The organism is Acinetobacter entericus, from assembly GCF_026168575.1.
In the GTDB taxonomy this organism is placed as follows: Bacteria; Pseudomonadota; Gammaproteobacteria; order Pseudomonadales; family Moraxellaceae; genus Acinetobacter; species Acinetobacter bouvetii.
Genome location: NZ_JAPEQW010000001.1, coordinates 59,445 through 85,433 on the forward strand (window position 1 = coordinate 59,445; position 25,989 = coordinate 85,433).

General features: G+C 44.5%; 20 protein-coding genes. 14 read left to right on the forward strand and 6 right to left on the reverse strand.

The genetic code is table 11. The features are described from left to right. Positions 1-43: 43 nt before the first annotated feature. Positions 44-2,101 (reverse strand): methionine--tRNA ligase, encoded by a 2,058-nt coding sequence (gene metG / locus OKC24_RS00310; RefSeq protein WP_131276030.1) that lies wholly within the window; start codon positions 2,099-2,101, stop codon positions 44-46. A 412-nt stretch (positions 2,102-2,513) separates the two neighbouring features. On the opposite strand from metG, the gene OKC24_RS00315 reads away from it, so the two are divergent. From OKC24_RS00315 to OKC24_RS00325, 3 genes are all read left to right on the forward strand, one after another. After that, on the forward strand, positions 2,514-3,134 hold the full coding sequence (locus OKC24_RS00315) for a hypothetical protein (RefSeq protein ID WP_265464487.1): 621 nt from the start codon (positions 2,514-2,516) through the stop codon (positions 3,132-3,134). Between the two features lie 125 nt (positions 3,135-3,259). Beyond that, entirely contained in the window at positions 3,260-4,060 is an 801-nt protein-coding gene (locus OKC24_RS00320; protein WP_130144227.1) for a hypothetical protein, read from the forward strand. Positions 4,061-4,207: 147 nt separating this feature from the next. Continuing rightward, positions 4,208-4,669, forward strand: a complete 462-nt coding sequence (locus OKC24_RS00325; protein WP_131276028.1) for a hypothetical protein — start codon at positions 4,208-4,210, stop codon at positions 4,667-4,669. Between the two features lie 142 nt (positions 4,670-4,811). Here OKC24_RS00325 and OKC24_RS00330 read toward each other — a convergent pair whose 3' ends face one another. Continuing rightward, the gene (locus OKC24_RS00330) at positions 4,812-5,111 is read right to left on the reverse strand and encodes a hypothetical protein (RefSeq protein ID WP_131276027.1); all 300 of its coding nucleotides are present in this window, start codon (positions 5,109-5,111) and stop codon (positions 4,812-4,814) included. 375 nt (positions 5,112-5,486) lie between these two features. Between OKC24_RS00330 and apbC the strand changes: the two genes are divergently transcribed. The 7 genes from apbC (at position 5,487) to OKC24_RS00365 (ending at position 15,267) form a co-directional block, all read left to right on the forward strand. Then, positions 5,487-6,755, forward strand: coding sequence for an iron-sulfur cluster carrier protein ApbC (apbC, locus tag OKC24_RS00335; protein ID WP_130144225.1), 1,269 nt, complete (start codon positions 5,487-5,489; stop codon positions 6,753-6,755). A gap of 300 nt (positions 6,756-7,055) precedes the next feature. Then, positions 7,056-7,646, forward strand: coding sequence for a LysE family translocator (locus OKC24_RS00340; protein ID WP_130144224.1), 591 nt, complete (start codon positions 7,056-7,058; stop codon positions 7,644-7,646). Between the two features lie 154 nt (positions 7,647-7,800). Next, on the forward strand, positions 7,801-8,370 hold the full coding sequence (gene dcd / locus OKC24_RS00345) for a dCTP deaminase (RefSeq protein WP_005008040.1): 570 nt from the start codon (positions 7,801-7,803) through the stop codon (positions 8,368-8,370). Positions 8,371-9,131: 761 nt separating this feature from the next. After that, complete coding sequence (locus OKC24_RS00350) at positions 9,132-10,841, forward strand: hypothetical protein (RefSeq protein WP_130144223.1); 1,710 nt, start codon at positions 9,132-9,134, stop codon at positions 10,839-10,841. Positions 10,842-10,851: 10 nt separating this feature from the next. Then, complete coding sequence (locus OKC24_RS00355) at positions 10,852-11,511, forward strand: hypothetical protein (protein WP_005008043.1); 660 nt, start codon at positions 10,852-10,854, stop codon at positions 11,509-11,511. Positions 11,512-11,537: 26 nt separating this feature from the next. Continuing rightward, positions 11,538-13,835 (forward strand): DUF6160 family protein, encoded by a 2,298-nt coding sequence (locus OKC24_RS00360; RefSeq protein WP_130144222.1) that lies wholly within the window; start codon positions 11,538-11,540, stop codon positions 13,833-13,835. Positions 13,836-13,866: 31 nt separating this feature from the next. After that, positions 13,867-15,267 carry a hypothetical protein gene (locus tag OKC24_RS00365; RefSeq protein ID WP_130144221.1) on the forward strand — a complete coding sequence of 467 codons (1,401 nt, stop codon included), beginning with the start codon at positions 13,867-13,869 and terminating at the stop codon, positions 15,265-15,267. Positions 15,268-15,331: 64 nt separating this feature from the next. Here OKC24_RS00365 and OKC24_RS00370 read toward each other — a convergent pair whose 3' ends face one another. From OKC24_RS00370 to OKC24_RS00385, 4 genes are all read right to left on the reverse strand, one after another. After that, positions 15,332-17,047 carry a proline--tRNA ligase gene (locus OKC24_RS00370; protein ID WP_265464489.1) on the reverse strand — a complete coding sequence of 572 codons (1,716 nt, stop codon included), beginning with the start codon at positions 17,045-17,047 and terminating at the stop codon, positions 15,332-15,334. Between the two features lie 117 nt (positions 17,048-17,164). Then, positions 17,165-20,269, reverse strand: a complete 3,105-nt coding sequence (locus OKC24_RS00375) for an efflux RND transporter permease subunit (RefSeq protein WP_130144219.1) — start codon at positions 20,267-20,269, stop codon at positions 17,165-17,167. A 23-nt stretch (positions 20,270-20,292) separates the two neighbouring features. After that, positions 20,293-21,420 carry an efflux RND transporter periplasmic adaptor subunit gene (locus OKC24_RS00380; RefSeq protein ID WP_131276026.1) on the reverse strand — a complete coding sequence of 376 codons (1,128 nt, stop codon included), beginning with the start codon at positions 21,418-21,420 and terminating at the stop codon, positions 20,293-20,295. 49 nt (positions 21,421-21,469) lie between these two features. Next, on the reverse strand, positions 21,470-22,117 hold the full coding sequence (locus tag OKC24_RS00385; protein ID WP_130144217.1) for a hypothetical protein: 648 nt from the start codon (positions 22,115-22,117) through the stop codon (positions 21,470-21,472). Positions 22,118-22,397: 280 nt separating this feature from the next. Here OKC24_RS00385 and pilG point away from each other — a divergent pair, with 280 nt between their 5' ends. From pilG to OKC24_RS00405, 4 genes are read left to right on the forward strand one after another with little or no spacing between them, the layout of a single operon-like run. After that, positions 22,398-22,781, forward strand: a complete 384-nt coding sequence (pilG, locus tag OKC24_RS00390) for a twitching motility response regulator PilG (RefSeq protein WP_005008057.1) — start codon at positions 22,398-22,400, stop codon at positions 22,779-22,781. A gap of 26 nt (positions 22,782-22,807) precedes the next feature. Continuing rightward, positions 22,808-23,176 carry a response regulator gene (locus tag OKC24_RS00395; protein WP_005008058.1) on the forward strand — a complete coding sequence of 123 codons (369 nt, stop codon included), beginning with the start codon at positions 22,808-22,810 and terminating at the stop codon, positions 23,174-23,176. Positions 23,177-23,182: 6 nt separating this feature from the next. After that, positions 23,183-23,719: a chemotaxis protein CheW gene (locus tag OKC24_RS00400; RefSeq protein WP_130144216.1), complete on the forward strand. Its 537-nt coding sequence runs from the start codon at positions 23,183-23,185 to the stop codon at positions 23,717-23,719. A gap of 43 nt (positions 23,720-23,762) precedes the next feature. Further along, positions 23,763-25,835, forward strand: a complete 2,073-nt coding sequence (locus OKC24_RS00405) for a methyl-accepting chemotaxis protein (RefSeq protein WP_130144215.1) — start codon at positions 23,763-23,765, stop codon at positions 25,833-25,835. The last annotated feature ends 154 nt before the right edge of the window (positions 25,836-25,989 follow it).

Consider the following 25,989-nt stretch of genomic DNA (forward strand, 5'->3'; position numbering starts at 1 on the left):
AGCCCCACTCAATATAGCAGGGCTTTTTATAAGTGTCTAAAATTTAAGAAACCTTATCACCCGCTTTAGCACCAGATTCAGGTGAAATCACCCAAACACCTTCGCCATTACCTGCTGCAAGTACCATACCGTTAGAAATACCAAAACGCATTTTACGTGGAGCAAGGTTTGCCACCATCACTACCAATTTACCTTTTAAATCTTCTGGCTGATAAAACTCACGAATACCACTAAATACATTACGTGGTTCAGCTTCACCGATATTTAAAGTCAATTGAAGCAGTTTGTCAGAACCTTCAACCGTTGCAGCTTCTAAAACTTCCGCTACACGCAGGTCAACTTTCATAAAGTCTTCAATGCCAATAATCTCAGCTTCGCCGACTTTAGGTTCAGCTTTCTTTTCGGCCTTCTTCTCTTTTTTCTTTTCCACTTTTACAGGTTCAGCCGCAGCCGCTAAAGAGTCTTTAGATGCATCGACCATTGCCGCAACCGCTTTCGGGTCTACACGTTGCATTAAAGGTTGGAACAATGCAATTTCATGATCAACCAATACCGTTTGAGCAGAAGCAAAGTCAAAGCGGTCTAGTTTTAAGAACGCTTGCACTTGAGCCGCTAAAGTCGGAAGTACAGGCGCCAAGTAAACGGCAAGCTGACGGAACAGGTTAATCCCCACCGAACAAACATCGTGTACTTGCTGTTCTTCGTCTTCAACTTTTGCCAAAGCCCAAGGTTTTTTCTCATCGATATATTGGTTGGCTTTGTCTGCAAGCGCCATGATTTCACGAATCGCAGCAGAGAACTCACGTGCTTCATAGGCTTTCGCAATTGAGTCGCCCGCATCGATAAAGCTTTGAACCAATTCAGGCTCTGCGCAAGTTGCTGATAACTTATTATCAAACTTGGTGTTGATGAATTTTGCACAGCGGCTGGCAATGTTGACCACTTTACCAACTAGGTCAGAGTTTACTTTCTGAACGAAATCATCCAAGTTCAAATCAGAGTCTTCAACTTTATCCGACAGTTTAGACGCGAAGTAGTAACGTAAGTATTCAGGGTTTAAGTGCTCTAAATACGTTTCAGCTTTGATGAATGTCCCGCGAGACTTCGACATCTTCTGACCGTTCACCGTCAAGAAACCATTGACGAATAAACCTGATGGCGTACGGTAGTTTGCACCTTCAAGCATTGCAGGCCAGAACAGTGCGTGGAAGTAAACGATGTCTTTACCAATGAAGTGATAGACTTCTTTGTCAGAGTCTTTCTTCCAAAAGTCGTCAAAACTTAAATCAGGACGTTTAGCTTTGATGTAGTTTTCAAAGCTTGACATGTAGCCAATCGGCGCATCGACCCAAACATAGAAATATTTGTTTGGCGCATCTGGAATTTCAAAACCGAAATACGGCGCATCACGTGAAATATCCCAGTCTGATAAACCCGCTTCAAACCATTCATCCAGTTTGTTGGCAATTGAAATAGGTAAGCGGCCTTGGTCACGGGTCCATTTTTGCAAATATTCTGAGAAATTCGGCAGTTTAAAGAAGTAATGATCTGAAGATTTCTCTACAGGCGTCGCACCGCTTAAAGTCGATTTCGGGTTTAAAAGCTCGGTCGCGTTGTAAGTGGTACCGCAGACTTCACAGGCATCGCCATACTGGTCTTCTGATTTACATTTCGGGCATGTGCCTTTAATGAAACGGTCCGATAAGAACATGCCTTTTTCAGGGTCAAACAGCTGGTTGACAGGACGGATGGCAATATTGCCTGCTTCACGGTTCTTAATATAAATCTCGGAAGAGCGTGCTTTGTTTTCATCACTATTGGTTGAATCATAATGATCGAAATGCACACCAAAACCATCAAAGTCACGGATGTGTTCTTTTTGCACATTGGCAATTTGTTCTTCAGGAGAAATGCCATTGGCTTCGGCGCGCAGCATGATGGCTGTGCCGTGAGCATCATCCGCACATACATAAGTCACATCGTGTCCCATTGCACGCATGGCACGAACCCAAATATCTGCTTGGATATAACCGAGTAAGTGTCCCATATGGATGGGGCCATTGGCGTATGGCAGGGCGTTAGTGACTAAAATATTACGCACGGATATGACTCTCTCATTCGTATTTTATATAAGGTCAACGATTTTACCTTAGATAGGGTGCGGATGCACAAGGGAATAAGTGAATTCTTTTCAAAAGAGTTAAAACAGCAGGCTGTCTGAATGGCGGCGTTCAGGGCAATTTGTCATGGCATCCGTTTGCCGATAGGCGATTGCCTTTGCTCATTTTATCCATGTTTAGCTGCAGAGTGTATGCGCCTGCCTTCAACGAAGGCGCTGCTTCAGTGATGTGCTGCGCACGTTATCTGTATACAAAAGATTAAAATCTTTGCAAAAACTGCGCACAGTTACACTTGATGCCTCTGAAAAAAAATCCATACACTGAACTCATCATTCTTTAAATCATCCAAAACCACTGGGACTGTAAGAATGCGCAGGAAAGGGGGATGGCTATTTGCATGAGGCATTGCAAATATTGCGCTATGGCCTGATAGGTCTCATTGCGCTGGCGGCCATCCTGTGTCTTTGTGTGGTGCTTTTTATTGTGGCTGTATTGATCTTTGGCTCATTCACGCAGCGGGAAGAATTTAAGCAGCAGCTGGACTATGCTTATCATCTAGATCAGCAGCAATTTTTACAGCTGCAGAAGCCGGCATTCATTTTTTACCGCAGGCATTCACCGATGAAAGGCAATGTAGTGCTGGTCTATGCCATTGATAATGGCCTTAGAGCGGTCATTCTGCAAAAAGCTGCGCACAGTTCGAGCCAGCGCGATGACGCGGTAGAGTGTGTGAAGCCGACAATAAAGAAACGCTGGCGAGGCTGGCATAAGACGCTGCATTTTGTGCAGCCGAGCCCTGAATATTTAAGCCATCATGACTATATCAATCACGACTCCTACTATGTGCTGGGTTCGACTGAATATTTAAAGCAGGCTGTCAGCGCCTGCTATATGACTTTTGTGCGCATTCCCGCCGCTGCCGCGCCTGAAAAATACCCTAATTTTAAGCACAGCTACTGGGCTTTAAGCGAAACCGAAAACCTTCTTTTCAGCGTGTACGATACCTGGCATTAATTTTTCTGCATCAGCATGCCGCGATGCTGGAAGAAAATATGCGGGCAGAATGTGATTTATCTGTATCCTCTGCACAAGAACAGCGATAATGCACAGATTCAGCCCATTTTTAAGAGTACAAGCCCATGATCGATGATGATTTTGATTTCGACCAGCCCGTGACGCGCATTCCGCAAAATTCAGGCAGTCAACAGAAACTCGGCAATCAAATCTTAAAAATAGCGGCGCAATATTTGCAAACGATGGGTTCTGCATCTCATGCTCAACTGGTCGCTGAATTAAGGCAGCTTGCTGCGCAGGATGCCTATTTTGATGTATTGGCCGACCAGATTGAATTTGAAAGCGATGCGCCCATCGCTAATGACGCGTTAAATCTGCTGTATTTTTGGAAATTAGCGTCTGAAAAAGAAAGCGGAATGGCTAATTTTGCTTTGCCGGCGCTTATAGAACAAGACTATTTTCAGCATGAAATGCTGTCCGCTGTTGACGCTTTGCAGATTGGCGGTAACCTGCCGCTGCACCGTCAAGTCATTGAGCAGTGCTTCAAGATGTATGCACAAGAATGTTATGCAGGCTGCGTGACGGTGCTGTATGGGCAGATTGAAGGCATTTTGACGGAAGCATTGGCAGAGCGTGGCTATTTGCAGCTGAATCAAAGCAAATATATTGATGTCTATAAAATTGTGCCGGGGCTGAAAGGCCATGAAGTAAAAAGTTTATGGCATAAGGTGAAAATCGCCAGCGATATTAATCCTTACTTTTTAGAACTGCAGGCTTTGAAAATGGATAATAGTTCAACGGTGACTGCAACCCGCCATAATATTGTGCATGGTTCAGACGTTGAGCACTTCACCCGCGCACGCAGTTTAATTCTGTTTATTTGGCTGTTTGCGGTGATCAGTTTTATCAGTACGGTGAAGAAGTAAAGCCCCGTTTTATGGCTTGGGTTCGGCTGTGGTGAGGTTTATTTCAGTTTGTTATAAAGTGTGTCGAAATGATGCTGCGACTTTATTTAATCCGATGAGATGTTATATCTATTGTTAGACAATTCATATAATTAAGAGGGTATAAAGATGAGCAATTCACAGCTGGATGAACTGAAAAATAAAGCCGCTGAGCTGGACGAAAAAGTAAAGCATTCGGCGCAGGAAGCCAAGCTGCAGGGTGAAAAAGCGCTGGATGATTTAAAGCATACGGCTAAAGAAGCTAAACTGAATGCAGAAGCCAAGCTCGACGATTTAAAGCATGAAGCAAAGGCGCGGCATGCCGAAGATAAAGCCGCTTTGCAGGAAAAGGCTGATGATTTGAAAGCCAAAGCTGAAGCCGCTAAAGCATCTGCACAGGAAAAATTTGACCATCTGAAAGAAGAAGCGGGTCAAAAATTGGATGAGGCTAAGCTGAAAGCGGCGGAATTGAAGCAGGAAGCCTCTGTCAAGCTGGATGAGTTAAAAGTTCACGCCACAGAAAAGTTTGATGAGCTGAAAAAGAAAACTACAGAGACTTTAGGCAAGTTTAAAAAAGGCGATCAGGCATAATTTTATCATGCTGGCTGCAAGTGCAGGCTTGAAGAAGGCTGCGCTTGAATCAAAAAACCCATTGCCTCAAGCAATGGGTTTTTTGATAAAGGATTCAGATGTTAAGCAAATGCGGCCTGTGCATGGCAGCATCGTTTTAGACTTATTTATTCAGGTTTTCAGTTTGAATCTGGCTGATTTTTCCATTCACCACAGTAATCACATAGCGCATGTTTTCAATTTCATAGGTGTAATCAATCGCCAATTCTTCTTTTTGATCTTTTTGCGGCAGTACGTATGAATTTACTGTGATGGGAGATGCTTTCATCCGCATCTGCATATCTTCAACAGAATCTCCCAGCGTAATTGACTGGCGCTCTGCCGTGAGAAACGTCTCTACATTCATGCCAGCATGGCTTAAGCCTGCGGCGGCAAACCAAAGCATAAAGACTAATTTTTTCATTTTAATTCCCCCAATAAACATAAAATGCATTTCCCCATTTCAATTCAGCCGACAAATTCAGTCCATATTTTTCCGGACGTTGCTGGGCTATCACTGTTTTTTATACGTTTAATGCTGTGTGCATGCGTTAATCTATTGACAGTGAGGTCAGGCCTGCGGCAAATAAAAGCGCCAAGCGGCCAATGCTGAAATTTATATCAAAAAAATATTCGAACTGTATTGTTGAAATGTATCTGAAAGAGAAATAAAACCGAGTATTTTGCTTGGATTTTTAACTTTATCCTACATCTTCTTAAATCCGGTGCTTAACCTAGGCTCTATTTGCCGTTAAACTATCAGTAATATGCTGTATTTTCGCTTTTTTGGAGTAACTTTATGTCTTGGCTTTCTTCGCTTAAATCGGTCTTCTCACCCTCGCAGGAAGTCAAGGAAGATGAAATTCAGCATGTGCTGCAAAGTTATCTGCTGCCCAATTCAGCGAATGCACTAAAAGACCGGATTACCCAAATCAATGTGCAGGGGCAGGTCTTGCAAATCACGATTAATACCTTTCCCTCTGAAGCGGATGACCTGCAAAAAATTCACGATGATTTAGCCGATGCTTTGGAAAAATGCGGGATTACTGAATTAAATATGCATGTGATTCAGCAGAAAACGGGGCATAGCTCAGGCGGCTGCGGGCATAACCATGCAGAAGGTGAAAGCTGTTCCAGCCAACCTAAAGCAGAAAACGCTGCCCCAGAAAGCAATTTGCCGCCAGTGGTCGATGCATCCGCTAAAGCGCCTGAACAGCCGGCTGAAGCTGATCCAAACAATCCGCCTATTCAAAAAGCAGCGCCGCAGCAGCGCGATGTGCCAAAGCATCCGCGCATTCAAAATGTGATTTTAGTGTCATCAGGCAAAGGCGGCGTCGGCAAATCGACAACGACCGTCAATCTGGCTCTGGCGCTGCAAAAACTGGGTTTAAAAGTGGGGGTATTAGATGCTGATATCTATGGCCCAAGCATTCCGACCATGCTGGGAAATGCCGGCAGAACGCCAATGATCGAAGCAGAGCACTTTGTGCCGCTGGATGCTTATGGACTTGCTGTGCTGTCCATTGGCCATTTAACAGGCGACCACAATACCCCAGTGGCATGGCGCGGCCCGAAAGCGACGGGCGCGCTGATGCAGCTGTTCAATCAAACTCTATGGCCTGATTTAGATGTGCTGATGATCGACATGCCGCCGGGCACAGGCGATATTCAGCTTACTTTGGCGCAGCGCATTCCTGTGACTGGCGCCGTAATTGTGACGACTCCGCAAAATGTAGCGCTGATGGATGCAACCAAAGGCATTGAACTCTTTAACCGTGTACAGATTCCAGTGATGGGCGTAGTCGAAAACATGTCGACGCACATATGCTCTAATTGCGGTCATGAAGAACAGATTTTCGGTACAGGTGGCGGCGATAAATTAGCTGAACAATACAATATTCCACTGCTGGGGCGTTTGCCATTAAATGTGCAGATCCGTGAAAATGCTGATGCAGGTAAGCCTTCTGTGCTGGCGGAAGACAGTGCTGCCGAGGGCTACATGGCCATTGCTGAGCGTATTGCTGAAAAACTGCCAAAAGCAGAGAAAGACCAAAGCCGTATTTTCTAATCATGGCTTGATTCCTGAACCAGCTCAGGCTGGTTTTTTGAATCTGTGAGCGCAAATTAAAATGTGATATTCTTTTTGTTATTAAGGGTTTTGTGCGCATTAAATAACGTTAAATGCTTATTTTGTTTAAAATTTAATCATATGTGACTCTTTGGTTACAGCAATATGCTTTTTTTAAGTTATTGAATAATATTGTTTTAGTTTAAGTTGCTTGAAAATTATATATTGGCTTACAAATCTTGTTTTGCCAGCGCACCTGAAGTGATTTAATCTGCGCTCACTCAAAGGTGAGTTTTTCGTATGATTACATGGTTTTTCATTGGCTTAGTCGTCACAATTTTACTGACTCCAGGCCCGACCAATACCTTGCTGGCATCATCAGGCATACAGGTAGGTGTACGTAAATCTTTCCGCCTCATTCCCGCAGAAGCATTCGGTTATCTTATCTCTATAAGCTTATGGGGATGCCTCATTGGAAAAGTGACAGCGCAAATGCCGTTGCTGCCAATGATTCTAAAATTATTCAGCGCAGCCTATATTCTTTATCTGGCTATACGCGCATGGAAAATGTCCAACGTCAATGAAGACTACAATCAAGTGTCGATTGGCCCAGTCCACTTGTTTGCGGCAACCTTGCTCAACCCGAAAGCGCTGTTATTTGCATCTGCGATTTTCCCTGCGATTGCTTGGGTGGATCCCCGCTATTATGTAGCGCATATGCTGGCATTTTTATTGATGCTGATTCCAATTGCATTTGTTTGGACCGTTATTGGCTCAGTATTAAATTCAAATAAAATCAGCTGGCTTAACCAAAGCACATTACAAAAAACTGCATCGCTGGTATTGATGTGCTTCTCGGTATTAATGAGCTATACCGCATTAACCGCATAACCTTAAATTTTCATATAGACCGTCTGTTTTAATCATTAAGGCAGACGGTTTTTTTGCTAATATATCTGCAGTATGATTGGTTTGTTTTCATTACAGCCAATTTCAGTTAAAGTACCACGCAATAATTGAATTAACGCTTTTTGGATAGAGATACATGGCTATTAAGTCTGATCGTTGGATTCGCGAAATGAGCGAAAAGCACGGCATGATTGAACCGTATGCAGAGAACCAAGTCCGTTATGATGAAAATGGTGAAAAACTGATTTCATATGGCGTATCCAGCTACGGCTATGATGTGCGCTGCGCGCGTGAATTTAAAGTTTTCACCAATGTGCATTCTGCAATTGTGGATCCAAAAAACTTTGATGATAAAAGCTTTATTGATATCGAGTCCGATGTCTGCATTATTCCGCCAAACTCATTCGCTTTGGCGCGTACAGTGGAGTATTTCCGCATTCCGCGTAATGTGCTGACCGTCTGCCTAGGCAAGTCGACCTATGCGCGCTGCGGCATTATTGTGAATGTCACACCGCTTGAACCTGAATGGGAAGGCCACGTCACATTAGAATTCTCAAATACAACCAATTTGCCGGCGCGCATCTACGCGGGCGAAGGTGTTGCGCAAATGCTGTTCTTTGAATCTGATGAAGTGTGTGAAACCTCTTATAAAGACCGCGGCGGCAAGTATCAAGGTCAAACAGGCGTCACTTTGCCGAAAGCATAAGATGCACAGACAAAGCATATAAAAAAAGGCAGGTCATTTGATCTGCCTTTTTTTATATGCTTTATGTCCTGTTCTGAAATAATTTTTTCAGAGGCAGCATTTCTATGAAATCTGCTCAGGCGGCAGAGGCGAAAGGATTGCAAAGAAATGGATCAGGCGGTCAGCTGAAATATGTTCTGAGCATTTAGTGGATGCACTGCAAATGGCAATGCGCTCTGTGAAAAATTGCACTGAGATGCTGATTCAGCATGTGGACAGCGGGTCAAAGCATGGTTCAATTCTGTAATAATCAGCCGCGTAAAATATGCACTACTCTTACTAGCTGATGAAGATGGCTGTGCTCAGCAGGGCTTGCAGAATCAAACAGCCAAGAGAATATAAGCAGGCTTTTAAAACTGCAAGATGCGATGAAGAAGCTGGAACTGCAGAATGCTGGGTTTTGATGATTTTATCTCATTATTATGAGATGTTTTTCATTAAAAGATAAGAGATTGAAAACCAAAATGTGAAACCGCCGAATTCAGCCAACAGCAGCATGGGGACTGACAAAGAATACCGTCAATTTCTTTCAGGCCGAGGCATCATTCATCGGAAATGTCTCGGTTGAGATAGTTTGTTTTTGCATTTGATGAATTATTCAGCATAATAAAAAAGCATAACTTGGGTAAATGCTGTTTTAAGATTTCACAAAAATATAAATGCCAAGTATAGGATGAAGCAAAAATAAAGATGCGGAGCATCTGATAAAAAGGAAGGTCGAGATGACTTATATTATAAAGAAGACAAGGTTTGCTAGATCTTGTCTTGCCAGTATGATTGCGCTGTACAGCGCGGCATCAGTTCATGCACTTGAAACTTTGTCAGATCAATCTCTTTCCGATACAACGGGAGAGGGGATCGCACTTTTACCTGAAAATTTTAAAATGGTTTTTCAGGGCGCTAAAGATATTTCATCCTCTTCGACCTATGGCGCAGCGACAGATGCTGCGTCTTTATTGGCAGCCTCTAAAAATGATACCGGCTTTATCCGGATTATTCCGACAGGGGAAAATTATAGCGGTTTAGCATCTACAGTCACTGCAGCGAATGCAGCAGCAAAGCAGACGAAGGCGGATGTCTTTATTTATGGCTTAGCCTTGTCAAAAAGCGACGATCAGTTAAACCTGCGTTACAGCAACCAAGGGTTTACATGGGGAACGTCAGCGAACCCGTGGTTATTCAGAGCGGGAACAGAAAGTCAGGTTCAGCAATTTCAAGCATCCAATGCGGCAGCAAATGTCGGGTATTTGGCATTGGAAGCGCCGCTGGCGACCGTAGCGGCGGATGAAAGTGACAATAATATTAAATTAGGCTACTGGGCGGATGCGTTCTCCCGAAAATGGGGCTCAAGCAATGCAGTAAATGTTATTACTGGCGCGCCTGTGGCAGTGCCAATGACATCAGATGCAACGAATGATCAGAACTTAGATAAAAATCAACGTTTACGTTTTCAATTTGTTGCCAATGGCTTGAGCTTGAACGGTTCTCAAGTCAGGCTGTTTCAGACGCAAAGTTCAAGTGTGACACAGCAGAATCAGACACTGGGTATGGCCAGTATCCTGCGGCTGAACACAAATGATAATCCCCAGAGCATAAAATCGACAGACACTGATTTAAATGCAAAAGCGATACGGATCAGTACGGCTGCTATAGATGACGGCAGTTATTCTACGCCGGCATTAAATGGTTCTTCTGCGCCAACCTTCAATAGTACGGAAGGCCTGTATATATATAGCCCCAATATCAACTTGGTCTTAGGGAATATGTACCAGCCATTTATTGTCGGGTCGGAAGGGAAAAATATTATTTTAGAAGTGACCGCAATTCCGAATGTTGCGAGTATTTATAATAAAATTTATACGCATTATAAAGATGCAGAAGCAACGTATGCTGTAAATGCTTCTGGCGGATATTATAAATCTAAATCCGGCGCTTATTACAGCGTTCAGAATTTCAGCAGTGTATCCACTTTTTATAAAAAGATAGTCGATACAGCCAACAACGTCACTAGCTATGTTGCAGACAGTGCGGGCACCTATGTAAAAGACAATGTGAGCGGCGGTTTTGTTGAATTGGGATATACCAGCAGCATCAGTGCGCCCACTAAATATGCAATCAGCAACCAGTCAGCTTTAGATGCACTGGCAAATCAATATAAAGGCAGCACCTGTAATGTCGCTGTTTGCGGAACAAATGGCGCACAAGTGAATGGCACAAGCTATCAAGGTACCAATGCAACACATAGCAGTATTTCAATGGGTACGGTAGCGCGTGATGCCTCTGCAAATACTTTAATTGCAAACCGGGATAGTACGGCTACAGGCATTATGTTTAAAAGTGCTGCGGCAGGGGCAGCAGCGGTTAATTTAGGATCTGCGGCGATAGATGGCGTATTAATTCAGCATCTTAAAATTAAAACTACAGGCTTATAGGAGCTAAAGCATGCTAAAAAAAATAATGGCTTCTATTTTGCTGATATCTTCAGGCGCCGCTCAGGCGGGATTAGTCAATTTAAATAATGAAGATATGCAATCCATTGCCGGTCAAGGCGGCGCAGACTTGAGCTGGACTTTGTCTTTGAATCATAAATATGCCAATGATATGAGCTTAAAAACCATTTCTACTGTAGATGCCACTGGCAAAACGACAGCCGCCAATTATGGGTATTCGTGCGTAAATAATATTATGTGCCGTCTGGCTATTGCGCCGAATAATCATGTGGATAGTTCTGGAAACAAGAAATGGCTGGTATTTAAGCAAATTCAAGGCACTCTTCAAATTGATAAGTTTTCATTAGATGGATCAACAATTCTAAATAAGGACAATAAAGCTCAAACTGCCATGCAGCTGAGCTTTTATGATGACAAGCCGCTAAAAATAAGAAACTTTGGTTTCGCGAATTTGTCTGTAGAGACTGGCGCAACGGCATATCAGAACTCAGCGACGTACACAACATTTAACTCAAATCAAAGTGTGCCGGATTTTGATAAAGGCGCTGAGACAGGATTCATGGGGCTGAATATGCATGGCAATTTGCATCTATCAGGAGACTTGAAAATTTTTAGTTATAACTGCGCTGGAACTTCTACAAGCCGCTGTTAATTAAAAATAAAAACAAGGATGTTGAGATGAGAAAAATAACCAAATTAAAACTTCTTACAGTCTGTATTTTAGCGGCGCAGCAAGCGAATGCTTTTGAACAGCTGTCGGATGAAAGCCTAAGCTCCGTTCGTGGGCAAGATGGCATTTCAATTTCCCAAGAAGTTTCCAAGGTCACTATTAATCAAGCAAACTGGGTAGATCAAACAGCCAATGGAAGCATGAAGCTGGGTCTGCATAATGTGACGATTCAAGGAGAGAATAATCAAAATATCATCAGCAAGCTGAATTTGGATGTCGGTACAACGCCAAACGGTGCTGGTGTGCATTTAAATGCGAGCATTTCGCCTTTTCAGGCAACAATTGCAAATTTAATGCTGATTTGCAGCAATGCAGCATGTAAAACTACCCAGCAAAGTTTAGGCTCGCTCAATATTTCGACCTCGTCTCCTTTGGTTCTTAATTTAATCACCACGAATGGATTATTTAACCGTAATGCTTTAGCGCATATGGATTTAGAGATCAAGAATGCTGATATTAGTTATGGATTAAATAGCAAGTATCTGACTTTAAATGATTTCAACTTCAATATTTCCGCAGACGGATATCTGTATATTGACCGTGATGAGGGCATCGTCCTGACCACCAAAGCAGCGGATGGGACAGACCATATTGTGAACCTTGGGCGAGTTGCGGACAACTCTTATGCTTCAGGGCGTGTGAATGCCACTAATCCAGGGGTGAATATTGATTTGCGTTATGGTTCGGACCTGCAAAATCAAAAGAATGTGATCCGTTTAGGCGCTTCCGGCGCCTTAACAAAGGGACGGATTCAAATTAATGCGAATCAGGCGGATTTGGCGGCATTCAATACCGTCAATCATAGCGCCGGCAGCAGCATGATTGAGCAGGCTACGACGGCACAGGGGTATGAAACAGATAAAGGCGGTTTGCATTTAGGGATGTCGGCGGAATTTACACGGGCTAAAAATTCATTATTGTCCAGTACGCAAGCGCCGACAACGTTTGAGCTGGGCCATACTGGGCGCGGCAGTTACGCAATTGAGTTTTCAAATCTGTCTCCGCTCGTAGTGCCGTCTGCCAGTGATGAAGCTGGGAATACGCATAATGCATATATTGATTTTGGCGATATTTATATCAATGCGTTGCAGGCAAAAACGCTCAATTTTATTATCAATGACAATATTCAAAAAACGCTGGGCGCAAGTTCGCCGATATTCAACTATTACCTAGATCCGCAAACGAACAGCAGCCTGTCTCAGGAAAGGGATGTGGCATTTATTGCTGTCCGCGGCATGGATTTTCAGGCGATTGCGCGTACAGCTAAGTTTATTTCAGATAATTCTCAAGCTGAATTGGGTCAAAGCACTGCAACGTGGGGGCTTGGCATACCTATCTTTAATTTGAATGCAAACCTCGCTTTGTTTTCAAAAACATATAGCTATGGCGATGCCACAGTAAAGCAGGGTTTGGGATATAACCTGGTCTTTAGTACTGAAGGCTATGGAATTGATAAGAAGACCAATGCGCCAAGTACAACCTCAATTATTATTGTCGATGGTGCAAAAGGTGTACATGATGTAGAGCGGAACTATTATGCAGGTTTGCGCAATATAGATGCATTTATGAAAGCTGATGGGGTGATTGGCTTTGAAGATGACGGCATTTATGTAAAAGCAGATAATTTATTATTCGCGGCCAAAGCAGAGGTTGCCATTGGGCAGCTTCCTGGTTCTGTTTATAACTGTGCTGGTGTGAGCGCCGTGACGAATTGCGGGACTTTAGTTCCAGCCGACAACTTTTCTAAAAAGGATGATGTGCTTTCATCTATCGCATTTAAAATAGATGGCAAAGGCGAGTTGTTTATTATTCCAGGAATGGATGCCGCAAATAGCACACCCGATACCAACTTTTTATCGTTTAAAGCCAATTTTGCTTTTAATGATTTAGATTCGGCCACAGCCGCAAATCAAACCGCACTGGGCAGCTATATCAGTGTTATGAATGAAGATGTTAAAAGTGACGGCAGTGTTGTAGCGTCCAGCGTCAACTTGAATAAATTGCAGGGTAATTTAGGCCTGGACGCTAGGCTTTATGTGAAGTCGGATCAAGTTGTCTTAGATAATCAAATCCAATTTAACTATCCATCCCAAAAACTGACCTCAGCTCAAATTCAGGCGGGTCAGTATGGCAGCGCTTTCCGTGCCGAAATTGCTTTAGCGCCTTCAGGAAGCATTCAAAAAATTGCAGATATTGTAATTCCTGGCGGAAATATGCGCAGTACTTTAGGAATAACTCCCCGATAAATTAAATAATCATTATAGACAGGGAAAGATAATGAAAAAAACGATATTAGGAAGCATCATTGCATCAACATTCAGTCTGTCGACGATGACCTATGCAATGACCAGTTTAGATGATGCAGCGCTCTCAAATGTGACAGGCCAAGCCTTGTTTTCATTGTCTAAAGTTTCTGATTCCAGCCAAGGGCTTGATTTCTTTAAATTAGGATTTGATGCAGAACTGTCGCTGAATACGAATATCAAATCATTGCAATTAGGCTGCGGCGGTGATAATGGCAATGGAGGCTGTGATATTGATATTTCACAGCTTTCTTTCGGCTGTGTCACAAATGCTTCTGGAACCTGCATCACTTTAACTGGCGCTGCAGGCCAGCCAACGGGAACCGATAATAATAATGCAGTATCGAATCAAGCCGCTTTAAAAGATTTTGTATTGACCAATCCGTTTTATCAGTTTGCAATTAAAGGTGGAAGCCAGGCATCTACACGGCAAATCGTCGGGGTTCGTGTCGGTGCTGAAAAAGCTGAAGGTCCAATGAGTATTGGAACGATGAATAGTTTCAGCGGTTATTTAACGGGTAAAACCAATCTGAATATTTTGGCGCAGACGAATATTGCGGTAACGTGTAAAGCTGGTACAACTGGCTGCAGTACAAGTGATCAGTCTAAATATTCGACAGATTTTATGGGAGATTATGGGCTTGGGATTATACATAACTATAAGCAGCAATATGCCGCTGCCGGTTATTTAGGTGTAGGTGATGAAGAAATTACTAATTTAGGCCTTATTGCAGTGCGATATAGAGATTTAACGGTAGATACGGCGGCCGCTTCGAAATCAGCGAATGTGACTGCGAATGGTACCCGTTTGACTCAAGTGAAAATTTTAAATTTAGGTTTGGGAGACATTGTTAACGAAGTCGTTGAAGGATTGTCAATCAATCAGTTATGTGCTGGTGACCCAGGAGGCAATTGTAATGCATTGGGTACTGCTCAAATCGCTGGAACATTAATGCCACTGTTAAAAACAGGCATTAAAAATTATATGAAGCAGCAAACGCTGATAGGCTTAGGGCAGGCTGTTCCAACAAAGGGTGCATTAGAAACAGCTGATAACTATGGTAAAAAATTAACGACATTGCTGAATGATTATCAGCTCCCATACAATCTAAACAATGTACATCAACTGGATGTAAATTCAGATAAATTTGGCATTGCTTTAACATCGCTGGCAAGCATTCAGTATCCGGGGTATGACTCTGCTGTTGGCAAAGGCTGGTCGATGTATTTGCAAGATGCATTTACGTTAAATATTACGGATTCATTGACGAATTTGATGTCAAATATGGTTCAAAACGGCAATGCCGCTGCGGGTAATATTACAACGCTTGCGCCTGCGTACCGGAATTGTTTTGGCTCTTCACGTTTCTGCTGATGACGCTGTTTGGCCAGTCATAAAAAATCCCGCATCAAGCGGGATTTTTAATATCAGCTAAAATTTATTTTGCAATTTTAGCCCATAATTCTTCTTTAGACAGATTCACAGACTCCGCATCGCGGCGCCCTTTATATTCAAACGTTCCTGCATCTAAACCTTTTTCACCAATGACGATACGGTGCGGAATGCCGGTTAATTCAAGGTCAGAGAATTTAACTCCTGGGCGCTCATTGCGGTCATCCAGCAAGACGTCATAGCCGGCAGCAGACAGTTCAGCATACAGCGCTTCGGCTGCTTCCAGCGTTTTTGGTGATTTATGCGCATTCATCGGCACAATGGCAACTTCAAACGGCGCAATGTTAGCAGGCCAAATAATGCCTTTCTCATCAAAGTTCTGTTCGATGGCGGACGCCACAACGCGTGTTACGCCAATGCCGTAACAGCCCATAGTCACGACCATTGGCTTGCCGTCTTCACCGAGTACTTTGCAGCCTAAAGCTTCAGAGTATTTTTTGCCCAGCTGGAAAATATGGCCAACTTCAATGCCGCGTTTAATTTGTAAAGTACCTTTGCCATCAGGAGATGGATCGCCTTCAACAACGTTGCGCAAGTCAAAGACTTCTGTGAATTTCGCATCACGTTCCCAGTTTACGCCGACAGCATGCTTATCAACTTCATTCGCGCCAGCGACAAAGTCAGAAAGCACAGAGGCTGCACGGTCAGCAATTACCGTAATGCCTTTTTCAGCAAGGCCCTGCGGACCGCAGAAACCTGCGGTTAAACCAAGTTCAGCTAATTGCGCTTCAGTTGTAAAAGCAAGCGGCGCTGCAATCAATGGGTGTTTTTCAGCTTTAATTTCATTCAGCTGATGGTCGCCGCGCAGGAACAGCGCAACGATAGGCGCTGTTTTGCCTTCTTCAGCCACGCCTTGCACAAGCAGCGCTTTAACGGATTGAGCAGGATCTGTTTTTAAGAAAGCGGAGACATCTTCAATTGTTTTTTGATTTGGCGTGTCTACAATTTCTAAGGCTTTGGCAGGAGCCGCGCGTTCACCGGTTAAAACGGCTTCAGCCATTTCTACGTTGGCTGCATAATCTGATTTGGTAGAGAAGGCAATGTCATCTTCACCGCTGGAAGCCAATACGTGGAATTCGTGAGAGCCTGAACCGCCAATCGAACCTGTGTCGGCTTGCACTGGGCGGAAGTTGAGGCCAAGGCGCGTGAAGATTTTGCAATATGCTTCGTACATATTGTCATAGGTTTCTTGCAGTGATGCTTGATCGGCATGGAACGAATAGGCATCTTTCATGATGAATTCGCGTGAACGCATTACCCCAAAGCGCGGACGGATTTCGTCACGGAATTTCGTCTGCACCTGATAGAAATTGGCTGGCAATTGCTTATAGCTTTTCAGTTCGTTGCGCGCAAGATCAGTGATGACTTCTTCATGCGTCGGGCCAAGTACAAAATCGTTGGCATGGCGGTCTTTAAAACGCAAAAGTTCAGGGCCATACTGCACATAGCGGCCGGATTCTTCCCATAGGGACGCGGGCTGCGTTACAGGCATCAGCACTTGCAGTGAGCCGGCACGGTCCATTTCTTCACGGACAATCGCTTCAACTTTATTTAATACGCGAACGCCCATCGGCAGCCAAGTGTATAAACCTGAAGCCAATTTACGAATCATCCCTGCACGAAGCATCAGCTGATGTGAAATAACTTCAGCATCGTTCGGGGTTTCTCTCAACGTTGCAAATAAAAAGCGACTCGCGCGCATGGAAACTGTCCTAAAAAATTAAGCGTTAAAGCAGAGATTATACAATAAAAAATGAGATGAGCATTTCTCAATGTCATCTCATTGGCATTTAATCGCAGGAATTCATCTAAGTGGAAATCAAGACGTGAATTTTTTGACCTGACGCATCATGAAATTCTTTAAATCATCCAAGTAGGTGAAAATCACGGGAACCACCACCAGCGTTAGCAGGGTAGAGGTAATCACCCCGCCAATCACGGCATGCGCCATCGGCGCACTTTGCTCACCGCCTTCACCCAAGCCCAGCGCTAAAGGCACCATGCCCATCACCATGGCGCTTGTGGTCATGAGGATAGGCCGCAAACGGGTCTTGCCTGCGGCAATGATTGAATCATATCTTGAATTGCCTTTATCCATGGATTTTTTGATGAAATCGATCAGCAGAATCGCATTTTTCGTCACCAGGCCCATCAGCATAATAATGCCGATAATGGAAAATAAATTCAGGGTGGAGTTGAACAGGAACAGCGCAAGAAACACGCCAATTAAGGACAGCGGCAGTGAGGCCATAATGGCTGCCGGATGAATAAAGCTGTTGAATTGCGAGCCGAGCACAATGTAAATAAACACAATGGACAGGGTGATGGCGGTCATGGCGTAGCCTGCTGATTCCGCCATGTCTTTATTGGCGCCTTGGGTTGCAAAATAATAGCCCGGCGGCAGATCAAAGCTGTCTTCAATCTTTTTGATGTCTGCGCCGATATCGCCGGCAGGACGGCCTGCAGTGTTGGCTTCGACCAATACTTCACGGGCAAGGTCACGGCGGTTAATCTGTGATGCCCCCAATGTTTCTTCAAAACTGGCGACAGATGCAAGCGGCACCAGAATTGGCAAGCCGGCTGCATCGGTTTTTTGCGAGGTGATGTACATGTTTTGCACATCGCTTGGCAGCCTGCGGCGGTCTTCATTCAGGCGCAGGTTGACATCATAAGTTTCGCCCTTTTCATCTTTCCATGTGGTGATGTTGTCGCCTGCTATCAGTGGGCGCACCACATTGGCAATCTGATTGACCGAAAGGCCTAAATCACTGGCTAAGACACGGCTGATATGGACGCCTAAGGTCGGTTTTGGCTCTTTCAGTGAGCTTTCTAAATCGACAATGCCTTTAACCTGCGATACTTGAGCCATAAAGCGGTCGGAAATTTTCTGCAGCTCATTCAGGTCAGGCCCTTTAATGGAAATCATGACCGGTTTTTGACCGCCGGATACCGTTTCATCCGCCGAGGCGATAGACGTGACCGTAATGCCGGCAACGGACTGCAGGCGGCTGCGGAATTCGTTATTTAAATCGGTTAAGCTTTGCTGGCGCTCCGTGCGCGGGGTGACAGCCACGCGGATGCTGATGTGGTTTTTGCCGCGGTCAGAAACGCTGTTGATGGCGCCGTAAGTGGCGCGGACTTCAGGGTGCTGGCGGATAATTGAATCAACCTGTTTAAGCTTTGCTTGCGAGTACGCCAGCGTTGCATCAACGGGGGTTTCAAACTTGATGCGGATTTCGCTTTTGTCCGGTACGGGGACAAACTCTGTCCCAATCAGCTTAGAAAGGCCCAGCGCGCCAAACAGCGAGGCGACGGCAATTAAAACTGTGATCAGGCGGAAGCGCAAAGCCAGTTTCAGCAATTTTTCATAATGATGGCTCAAATTGTCTAATTTGTCAGAAATCCAATTCAGGAAGCGTTTGACAGCGCCTGGTTTTTTATCTGGATTCTTTTTTTCGGCCCAATGCGCGGACAGCATTGGGTCAAGCGTAAAACTGACAAACATTGAAATCAGCACAGCGGTACTGACGGTGACGCCAAACTGATAGAAAAAACGCCCAATAATGCCGCCCATAAAGGCAACGGGAAGAAACACCGCAACAATGGTGAGTGTCGTGGCCAATACTGCGAGGCCAATTTCTTTGGTGCCGTCCAGCGCGGCGGTGACATGGTCTTTGCCCATGTCTGCATGCCGGACAATATTTTCACGCACCACAATCGCATCATCAATTAGCAGGCCGATACTGAGGGAGAGCGCCAGCAGGGTCATCATGTTAATCGTAAAGCCAAAGGCCCAAATGAAGGTGAGGGTGCCCAGCAAAGCAATCGGCAAAGTCATGCCGGTAATGGCGGTGGAGCGGAAAGAGCCTAAGAACAAAAGCACAATCAGAATGGCTAAAACGGCGCCTTCGATAATAGTGCGGGCAACGTCTTTAATGCTGCCGCGGATGCCTTTGGAGGAATCTACGACAATTTCAGCTGTTGTGCCTTTCGGCAGCTGGGTTTTAATTTCTTCCAGTGTTTTGCGGGTGTTGTTCGTTACTTCGATGATATTGGAGTCTGAGCTGCGCAAAATATCAATGGCTACCGCTGTTTTACCGTTAAGGAATGCGCTGGATTCCATCTCCGCTTGGCTGTCTTCAATACTGGCCACTTGCCGGAGGAAAATAGGGGCGCCATTTTTATTTGCCACCACTAAATCGCCAAAAGCCTGAGGGTGAATGACGCGGGACTTGATTTCAACCACCAATTCAGACGTTGGCTGCTTGAGCGTGCCGCCCGGAACTTCAATGTTTTCTGCCTTGAGGGTGTTTAAGACTTGATCAATGCCCAGTCCAAAGCTCTGCAGCTTTTGCGGATCGACTTGAATGCGGATCTGGCGCTGCGCATCGCCTAGCAGGTTGACTGTGCCGACACCGGAAACGGTTCTTAGCTGGGGCACAATGCGCTGTTCCAAATAAGAGCTTAAATCACGCAAGTCCATATTTTTTGATTCAAATACAATAGACATGACTGCGCTGGCCGTTGGGTCATAGCGTTCGACAATCGGATCATCAATTTCATCGCGGAACTGCGCGCTGACTGGCGCAATTTTGTCGCGGATATCCTGCGCAGCGACAGATGAAGGCACATCTAGGTTGAATTCAGCAATAATGGTCGACAGACCTTCACTGGACTGCGAAATCACCTGTTTAAGGCCGGAAATGGTATTGATCTGATCTTCCATTTTTTTGGTAATTTCAGATTCAACGGATTCAGGCGATGCGCCAGGATAATTGGTATAAATCACCACGAACGGGAAATCGACATCCGGAAATTCTTCAACGCCCATGCGCTGCCAAGAGGCCAAGCCAAGCACCATCAGGCAGAACATCATCATAATGGTGAAAACGGGGTACTTGACGCTAATTCGGGTAAACCACATAACCGCTATCCTGCTTTTTTTATTTATTCTTTATTGATGCTGACGTCTTTGTGAATATCATCTTCGGAAAATTTAACGCGGCTGATTAAATCGCTGCTTTCAAGGCCGCTGACCACAGCCGTATTTGTGCTGTAGCGCTGCTCTAACACCTTGACATTCAATCGGGCGATTTTATGCTGCCGCACTGCCCAAACATAGGGTTTGGCTTGAATATCATGCACTGTATCCAGCGGAATCAGCTGTCCTGAAACTTGATTTGAGCCTAAAATAGAACCTTCAACAAAAGCGCCGATACTGCGCGAATTAATGCGTTCAGATGGCTCTGCGAAGAATTCAATTTGGCGGCTGGCTTGATCTGCAATCGGCGAAATGCGGGATAATACTGCGGTCAGCTTGTTCGGGTTGCCTTGAATGCTGTATTCAATGGCCTGTCCAATTTTTAATGCGGACTGCATGTCGCTCGGCAGCTGCGCTTGTATTTCCAAATGGCTGGGATCGACAATTTCAAACAGGGTTGCGCCTGCAGCAACCGTTTGCCCCAGTTCAACCTTACGCTTAGTGATGACTCCGCTGATAGGGCTGTAAATAGTGCCGTCCTGATCCGCTTTACGGGCTATATCCACATTCGACTGCTGAGCATTGACATTTTCCAGCTGCGCCTGATAGTCGACTTTGCTTTGCTCAAAATCCACTTTAGAAATAAATCCCTGATTCAACAAGCGCTGTTTGCGCTGCATCATCAGTTTGGCCTGATTGGCCTGCGCTTGGGCTGAAGCGAAATTGGCTTTGGCTTGCGCTAAGCGGGCCGCATTGTCCTGATTGTTTAAACGGATAAGCACCTGCCCCTTGACGACAGACTGTCCGATTTGCGCATTGACAGAGGCTGCGGTTGCTGTGACTTGCGCCTGAATGCTGCTTTGATTGACTGCGCGGACGGTACCGGTGAAATCAGTTCTGCTGACGGATGCGCCATGCTGTACCGCAACCAGATCCTGCTGAATGAGTTCAATGGTTTTTACATTTTCAGCGGGCTGCGCTGTTTCATTTTTTTGGCATGCGCTAAGCGCTATGCTCAGGCAAAGAACGCCGGATTTTAAAAAATGGGCAGTGCGGTTCCCATTAAAAAAAGTAAAGTGCTGTGCTGATCGCATGATCGTCCTTTTTATTCAGCTGTGAACCGCTGCAATCGAATAAATAAAATTATTCCATTGATTTTAAACGTGAAATAATTTTGTCGTATTCTACTGCTGTATTTCGATAGCTTGTTTGTAAAGATTGAATGTATTCTTTTTTTAATACGATATTTTTTTGATTATTCGTAAGCATAGTTTTTAACTGCGCAGGCACAGTTTCGCCTTTGCGGAAATGCTCACGCTCTTGACGGACGAATACAATACGGTCATTTTGCAGCTGTTTCAATTGTTCCTGCTGAAAAACCAGCTGCTTATTGATTTGGGTCAGCGCATCTTTTTTCTTCAGCAGTGCTGTGCCGCTGTTTCCATAGGCCCGTTTGAGTTTGTTGTCATTTGCTATTTGCTGGGCGTGGGCTGCGCGCTGAGGCGCTTGCTTAATGTCTGCTTCTGCATTATAAGGCTTATTGCGCTTAATCACCTGCATATTCTGATCAAGCGCTTCGTACCCGTAGCGGATATGGTTGGGAGTGACGCTGGTGCTGATATTGGCCACACCTTTGCTGTCATAATAGCGGTACCAGGCGCTTTTAGGCTGCTGGGAAGCTGGAGCCGCGGCAAAGGCCATCTTTGACAATAAACAAGCAATAAAAATAATTTTTTTAGACATGCTTTTATCTTCAATGAAAGTAAGTTTTTTTCTAAACTGACTCAGCATTGGACTCCCCAGTTTAAAGTTGACTAAATTACTTATTTTAAAGTAATAAAAATGTTATATTAGTCCTAAAAGATAGAATTAAAAACCATTCCCAGACAAAAAAAAATCGTTGGTCATTAGGAAGTGTGAAGCGGTTGTTGTTATTGTTGGTTAATGTGCGGTCGAGCAGAAAATGCTCATTGAAAAAGCAAGTAAATATATGTTAAAAATGTTAATAACTTGTAAAAATATAGCTGCTCACAAAATTTGTTTGTACATCTAAAAATGGTAGGGTCATTAAATGGACGATAAATTCCAAAATCTAAAAGTCATGGTGATTGATGATTCAAAAACCATCCGCCGTACAGCAGAAACACTGCTTCAGCGTGAAGGATGTGAAGTGGTCACAGCGGTAGATGGTTTCGAAGCGCTGTCTAAAATTGCTGAAGCAAATCCAGATATTGTTTTTGTTGATATCATGATGCCGCGCCTGGACGGTTATCAAACTTGCGCGCTTATCAAAAATTCACAAAATTATCAAAATATTCCAGTCGTCATGCTTTCAAGTAAAGACGGCTTGTTTGACCAGGCGAAGGGGCGTGTCGTAGGTTCGGACGAATATTTAACCAAGCCATTCAGCAAAGATGAATTGCTGAATGCTATCCGTAATCACGTAACTGTTTAATAAAGATTTATTTTTGGGGTAATGGAATGGCGCGTATTTTAATCGTGGACGATTCACCGACAGAAACTTTCCGTTTCAAAGAAATTTTAGGGAAGCATGGTTTTGAAGTGATTGAGGCTTCAAACGGTGCGGACGGTGTGACCATGGCGCAAGCTGAATTGCCGGATTTAGTTTTGATGGATGTGGTAATGCCAGGTGTGAACGGCTTTCAGGCGACTCGTCAAATTGCACGCGGCGCAACCACTAAGCACATTCCTATTGTCATTGTCAGCACCAAGGATCAGGCCACTGACCGCGTTTGGGGCAAGCGTCAAGGCGCAGCTGACTATTTGACTAAGCCTGTTGATGAAAAACAATTAATTGATGTGATTAAACAACACCTCAATGCAGGATAAAGCTCTATGGCAGCAAATGGATTTATCGAATTACTTCGAATAGCAAAGCGTGGCAATAAAAACTACGTTTCTACCGAAAATGAAGTAAACCGATGGTCAGGCATTGCTTTTGAGATGATGGGGCAATATTTTGTTGCTCCTTTGGGTGAAGTATCTGAAGTAATCTATCCGCCAAAATGCACCCCAGTGCCGAATACGCAGTCTTGGGTGCAGGGGTTGGCGAATATTCGGGGCCGTTTACTGTCAGTGTCTGATTTAGCGCACTACATTTCGGGCTATCGAAGCAGTTACTCGCCGACTCAAAAAGTATTGTGCATCACTCATAATGACCATTATGTCGGTTTAGTCGTGGATCAGGTTTTGGGGATTCAGCATTTTAATAAGAAAAGTTACTTTTCTGCGGGCACTGAGTTAGACAGCAATTTAACAGAATATTGCAAAGGATATTTTCACCAGCATAACCAGCAGTGGCATGTCTTCTTATTCAGCAGCTTGATGCAAAATCCTAAATATATGAACGCATCAATAAAATTTATAAATTAATTGTCGCACCTAAACATCTAGGTCGAAAACGGGGAGAGGCTGCATGGGCTTTAAACTTAAGAAGAAAAATACGGGCGAAAGCACTGGCCGTAAAAGCGGTAATGCTTTATTAGCCAAGTTTCAATCACAAACAGAGCAGTTATCGCGCGTATTTGGTGATAGTGAAAAGTCTAAGCCTTTAATCTTGGGCGCAGCCTTCTGTTTATTTGTGGCAATTTTCTTGCTGCTGTATCTTTTCTACAGTGTTCCTCGTAATAATGAGTTGACGCGAAGCTTGGGTGAATTGCGCCTATTGTCGCAAACCATTTCGCGTCAAGCGACGGAAGCGACGGCATCAGGCACACCAGAATCAATCAAAAAGCTGACTGAGTCTCAAGCCGCTTTCGCAGCCAACTTAGAGACGGTGAAAGATACGCATCCATCAACGCAAGCGTTGAAAACGGTTGAAGCACAGTGGCAGAAAGTTTCTGACAGTATTACACTGATTTCTTCGCAACAGAAAATCATTAACAAATTGTATGACACGAACATTGCCATTGGTGAAACCATCCCTGGTATTCAGGCTGAGTACAACCTGATGGTTGACCAAATGGCGCGTCAAAATATGCCGTCCAACCAGGTAGTGATTGCGAAAAACCAGGTATTCATTGCGGAACGTATTCTGCGTTCTATCAGTTCGGTATTGACGGGCAGTGAAAGTTCGCGTGAATCTGCGGATGACTTCAGTGCCGATACAGAAACATTCGGATCATACTTGAATGCGCAGCTGAACGGCAGCGCAGAACTGGGTGTAGAGCGCATTTCTGATGAGTCTTTGCGTGAGTCTTTAGCGGGCATCAAAGCAGAGTATGATGATGTACTGAAATCCGCAGCGGCAACCATTCTTAAAAACTCAACACAAATTGTAAAAGTGCGTCAGGCTTCTGCTTCTATTTTCGCTCAGTCGGATGAACTGCTGACAAACTTAAATAAACTGTCAAGCGGCTCTAACTTGGAAATTGCGATTCCTGCATTGTTCCTGCTGCTGTGCTTAGTCGGCTTCTTAATTTGTGTATTCCGCCTGCTGGCTTTGCGTGGTCAATCAGATAAACAGCGTGTAAGCCGCTTACAGGAAGAATACGACCGTAACCAAAACGCGATTTTGCGTTTACTGGATGAGATTGCGGACTTGGCGGACGGTGACTTGCGTTCATATGCAACGGTATCTGAAGACTTCACGGGCGCTATCGCCGACTCGATTAACTTCGCAATCGACCAATTGCGTGACCTTGTATCACGTATTACAGAAACTTCTCAAGAAGTTGCACAGTATACGGCGAATACGCAGGGCATTACCAACCAGCTGGCTGAAGCATCAGAACATCAGGCGCAAGAGATTGCTGGCGCATCTGCGGCGATTAACGAAATGGCAATGTCTATTGACCAAGTATCTGCCAACGCCGATGAGTCTGCTGTGGTAGCAGAACGTTCAGTACAAATTGCTGCCAATGGCGCGCAAGTTGTAAACCGCTCAATTGAGGGGATGGACACGATTCGTGAACAGATCCAGGAAACTTCAAAGCGTATTAAGCGCTTGGGTGAATCTTCGCAAGAGATTGGTAACATTGTTGCCCTGATTAACGATATTGCCGACCAAACGAACATCTTGGCATTGAACGCTGCGATTCAGGCATCTATGGCGGGTGAAGCAGGCCGCGGTTTTGCCGTGGTAGCGGATGAAGTACAGCGTCTAGCTGAGCGTTCAGCATCTGCAACTAAACAGATCGAAGGCTTGGTAAAAACAATTCAGACCGATACGAATGAAGCGGTTATTTCCATGGAGCAGACCACTTCTGAAGTTGTCCGCGGTGCAAACTTATCTAAGGATGCCGGTGTCGCACTGGATGAAATTCAGAACGTATCTGGCAACTTGGCAAAACTGATTGCGAACATTTCCGATGCTGCAAAACTTCAGTCTGCTTCTGCGGGCCATATTGCGACAACGATGAATGTTGTACAGGAAATTACATCTCAAACGACAACTGCAACCTTTGATACTGCACGTTCGGTATCTGAATTGGCAAACATGGCCGAATCATTACGTGAATCTGTATCTGACTTTAAACTTCCAGACTAAGTCAGAAGGCTTTGGGGAAATGCGCCTTGCTTAAGGGTGAGGCGTATCACGAAACACAGATAAAGCATCGTCAAGATGAACTCAACGAAAACAAGTTGAGTCACGCGTGATGGTTACAATTAAGTTTGAGCACCCTGCTTGGTGGCAAAAACGT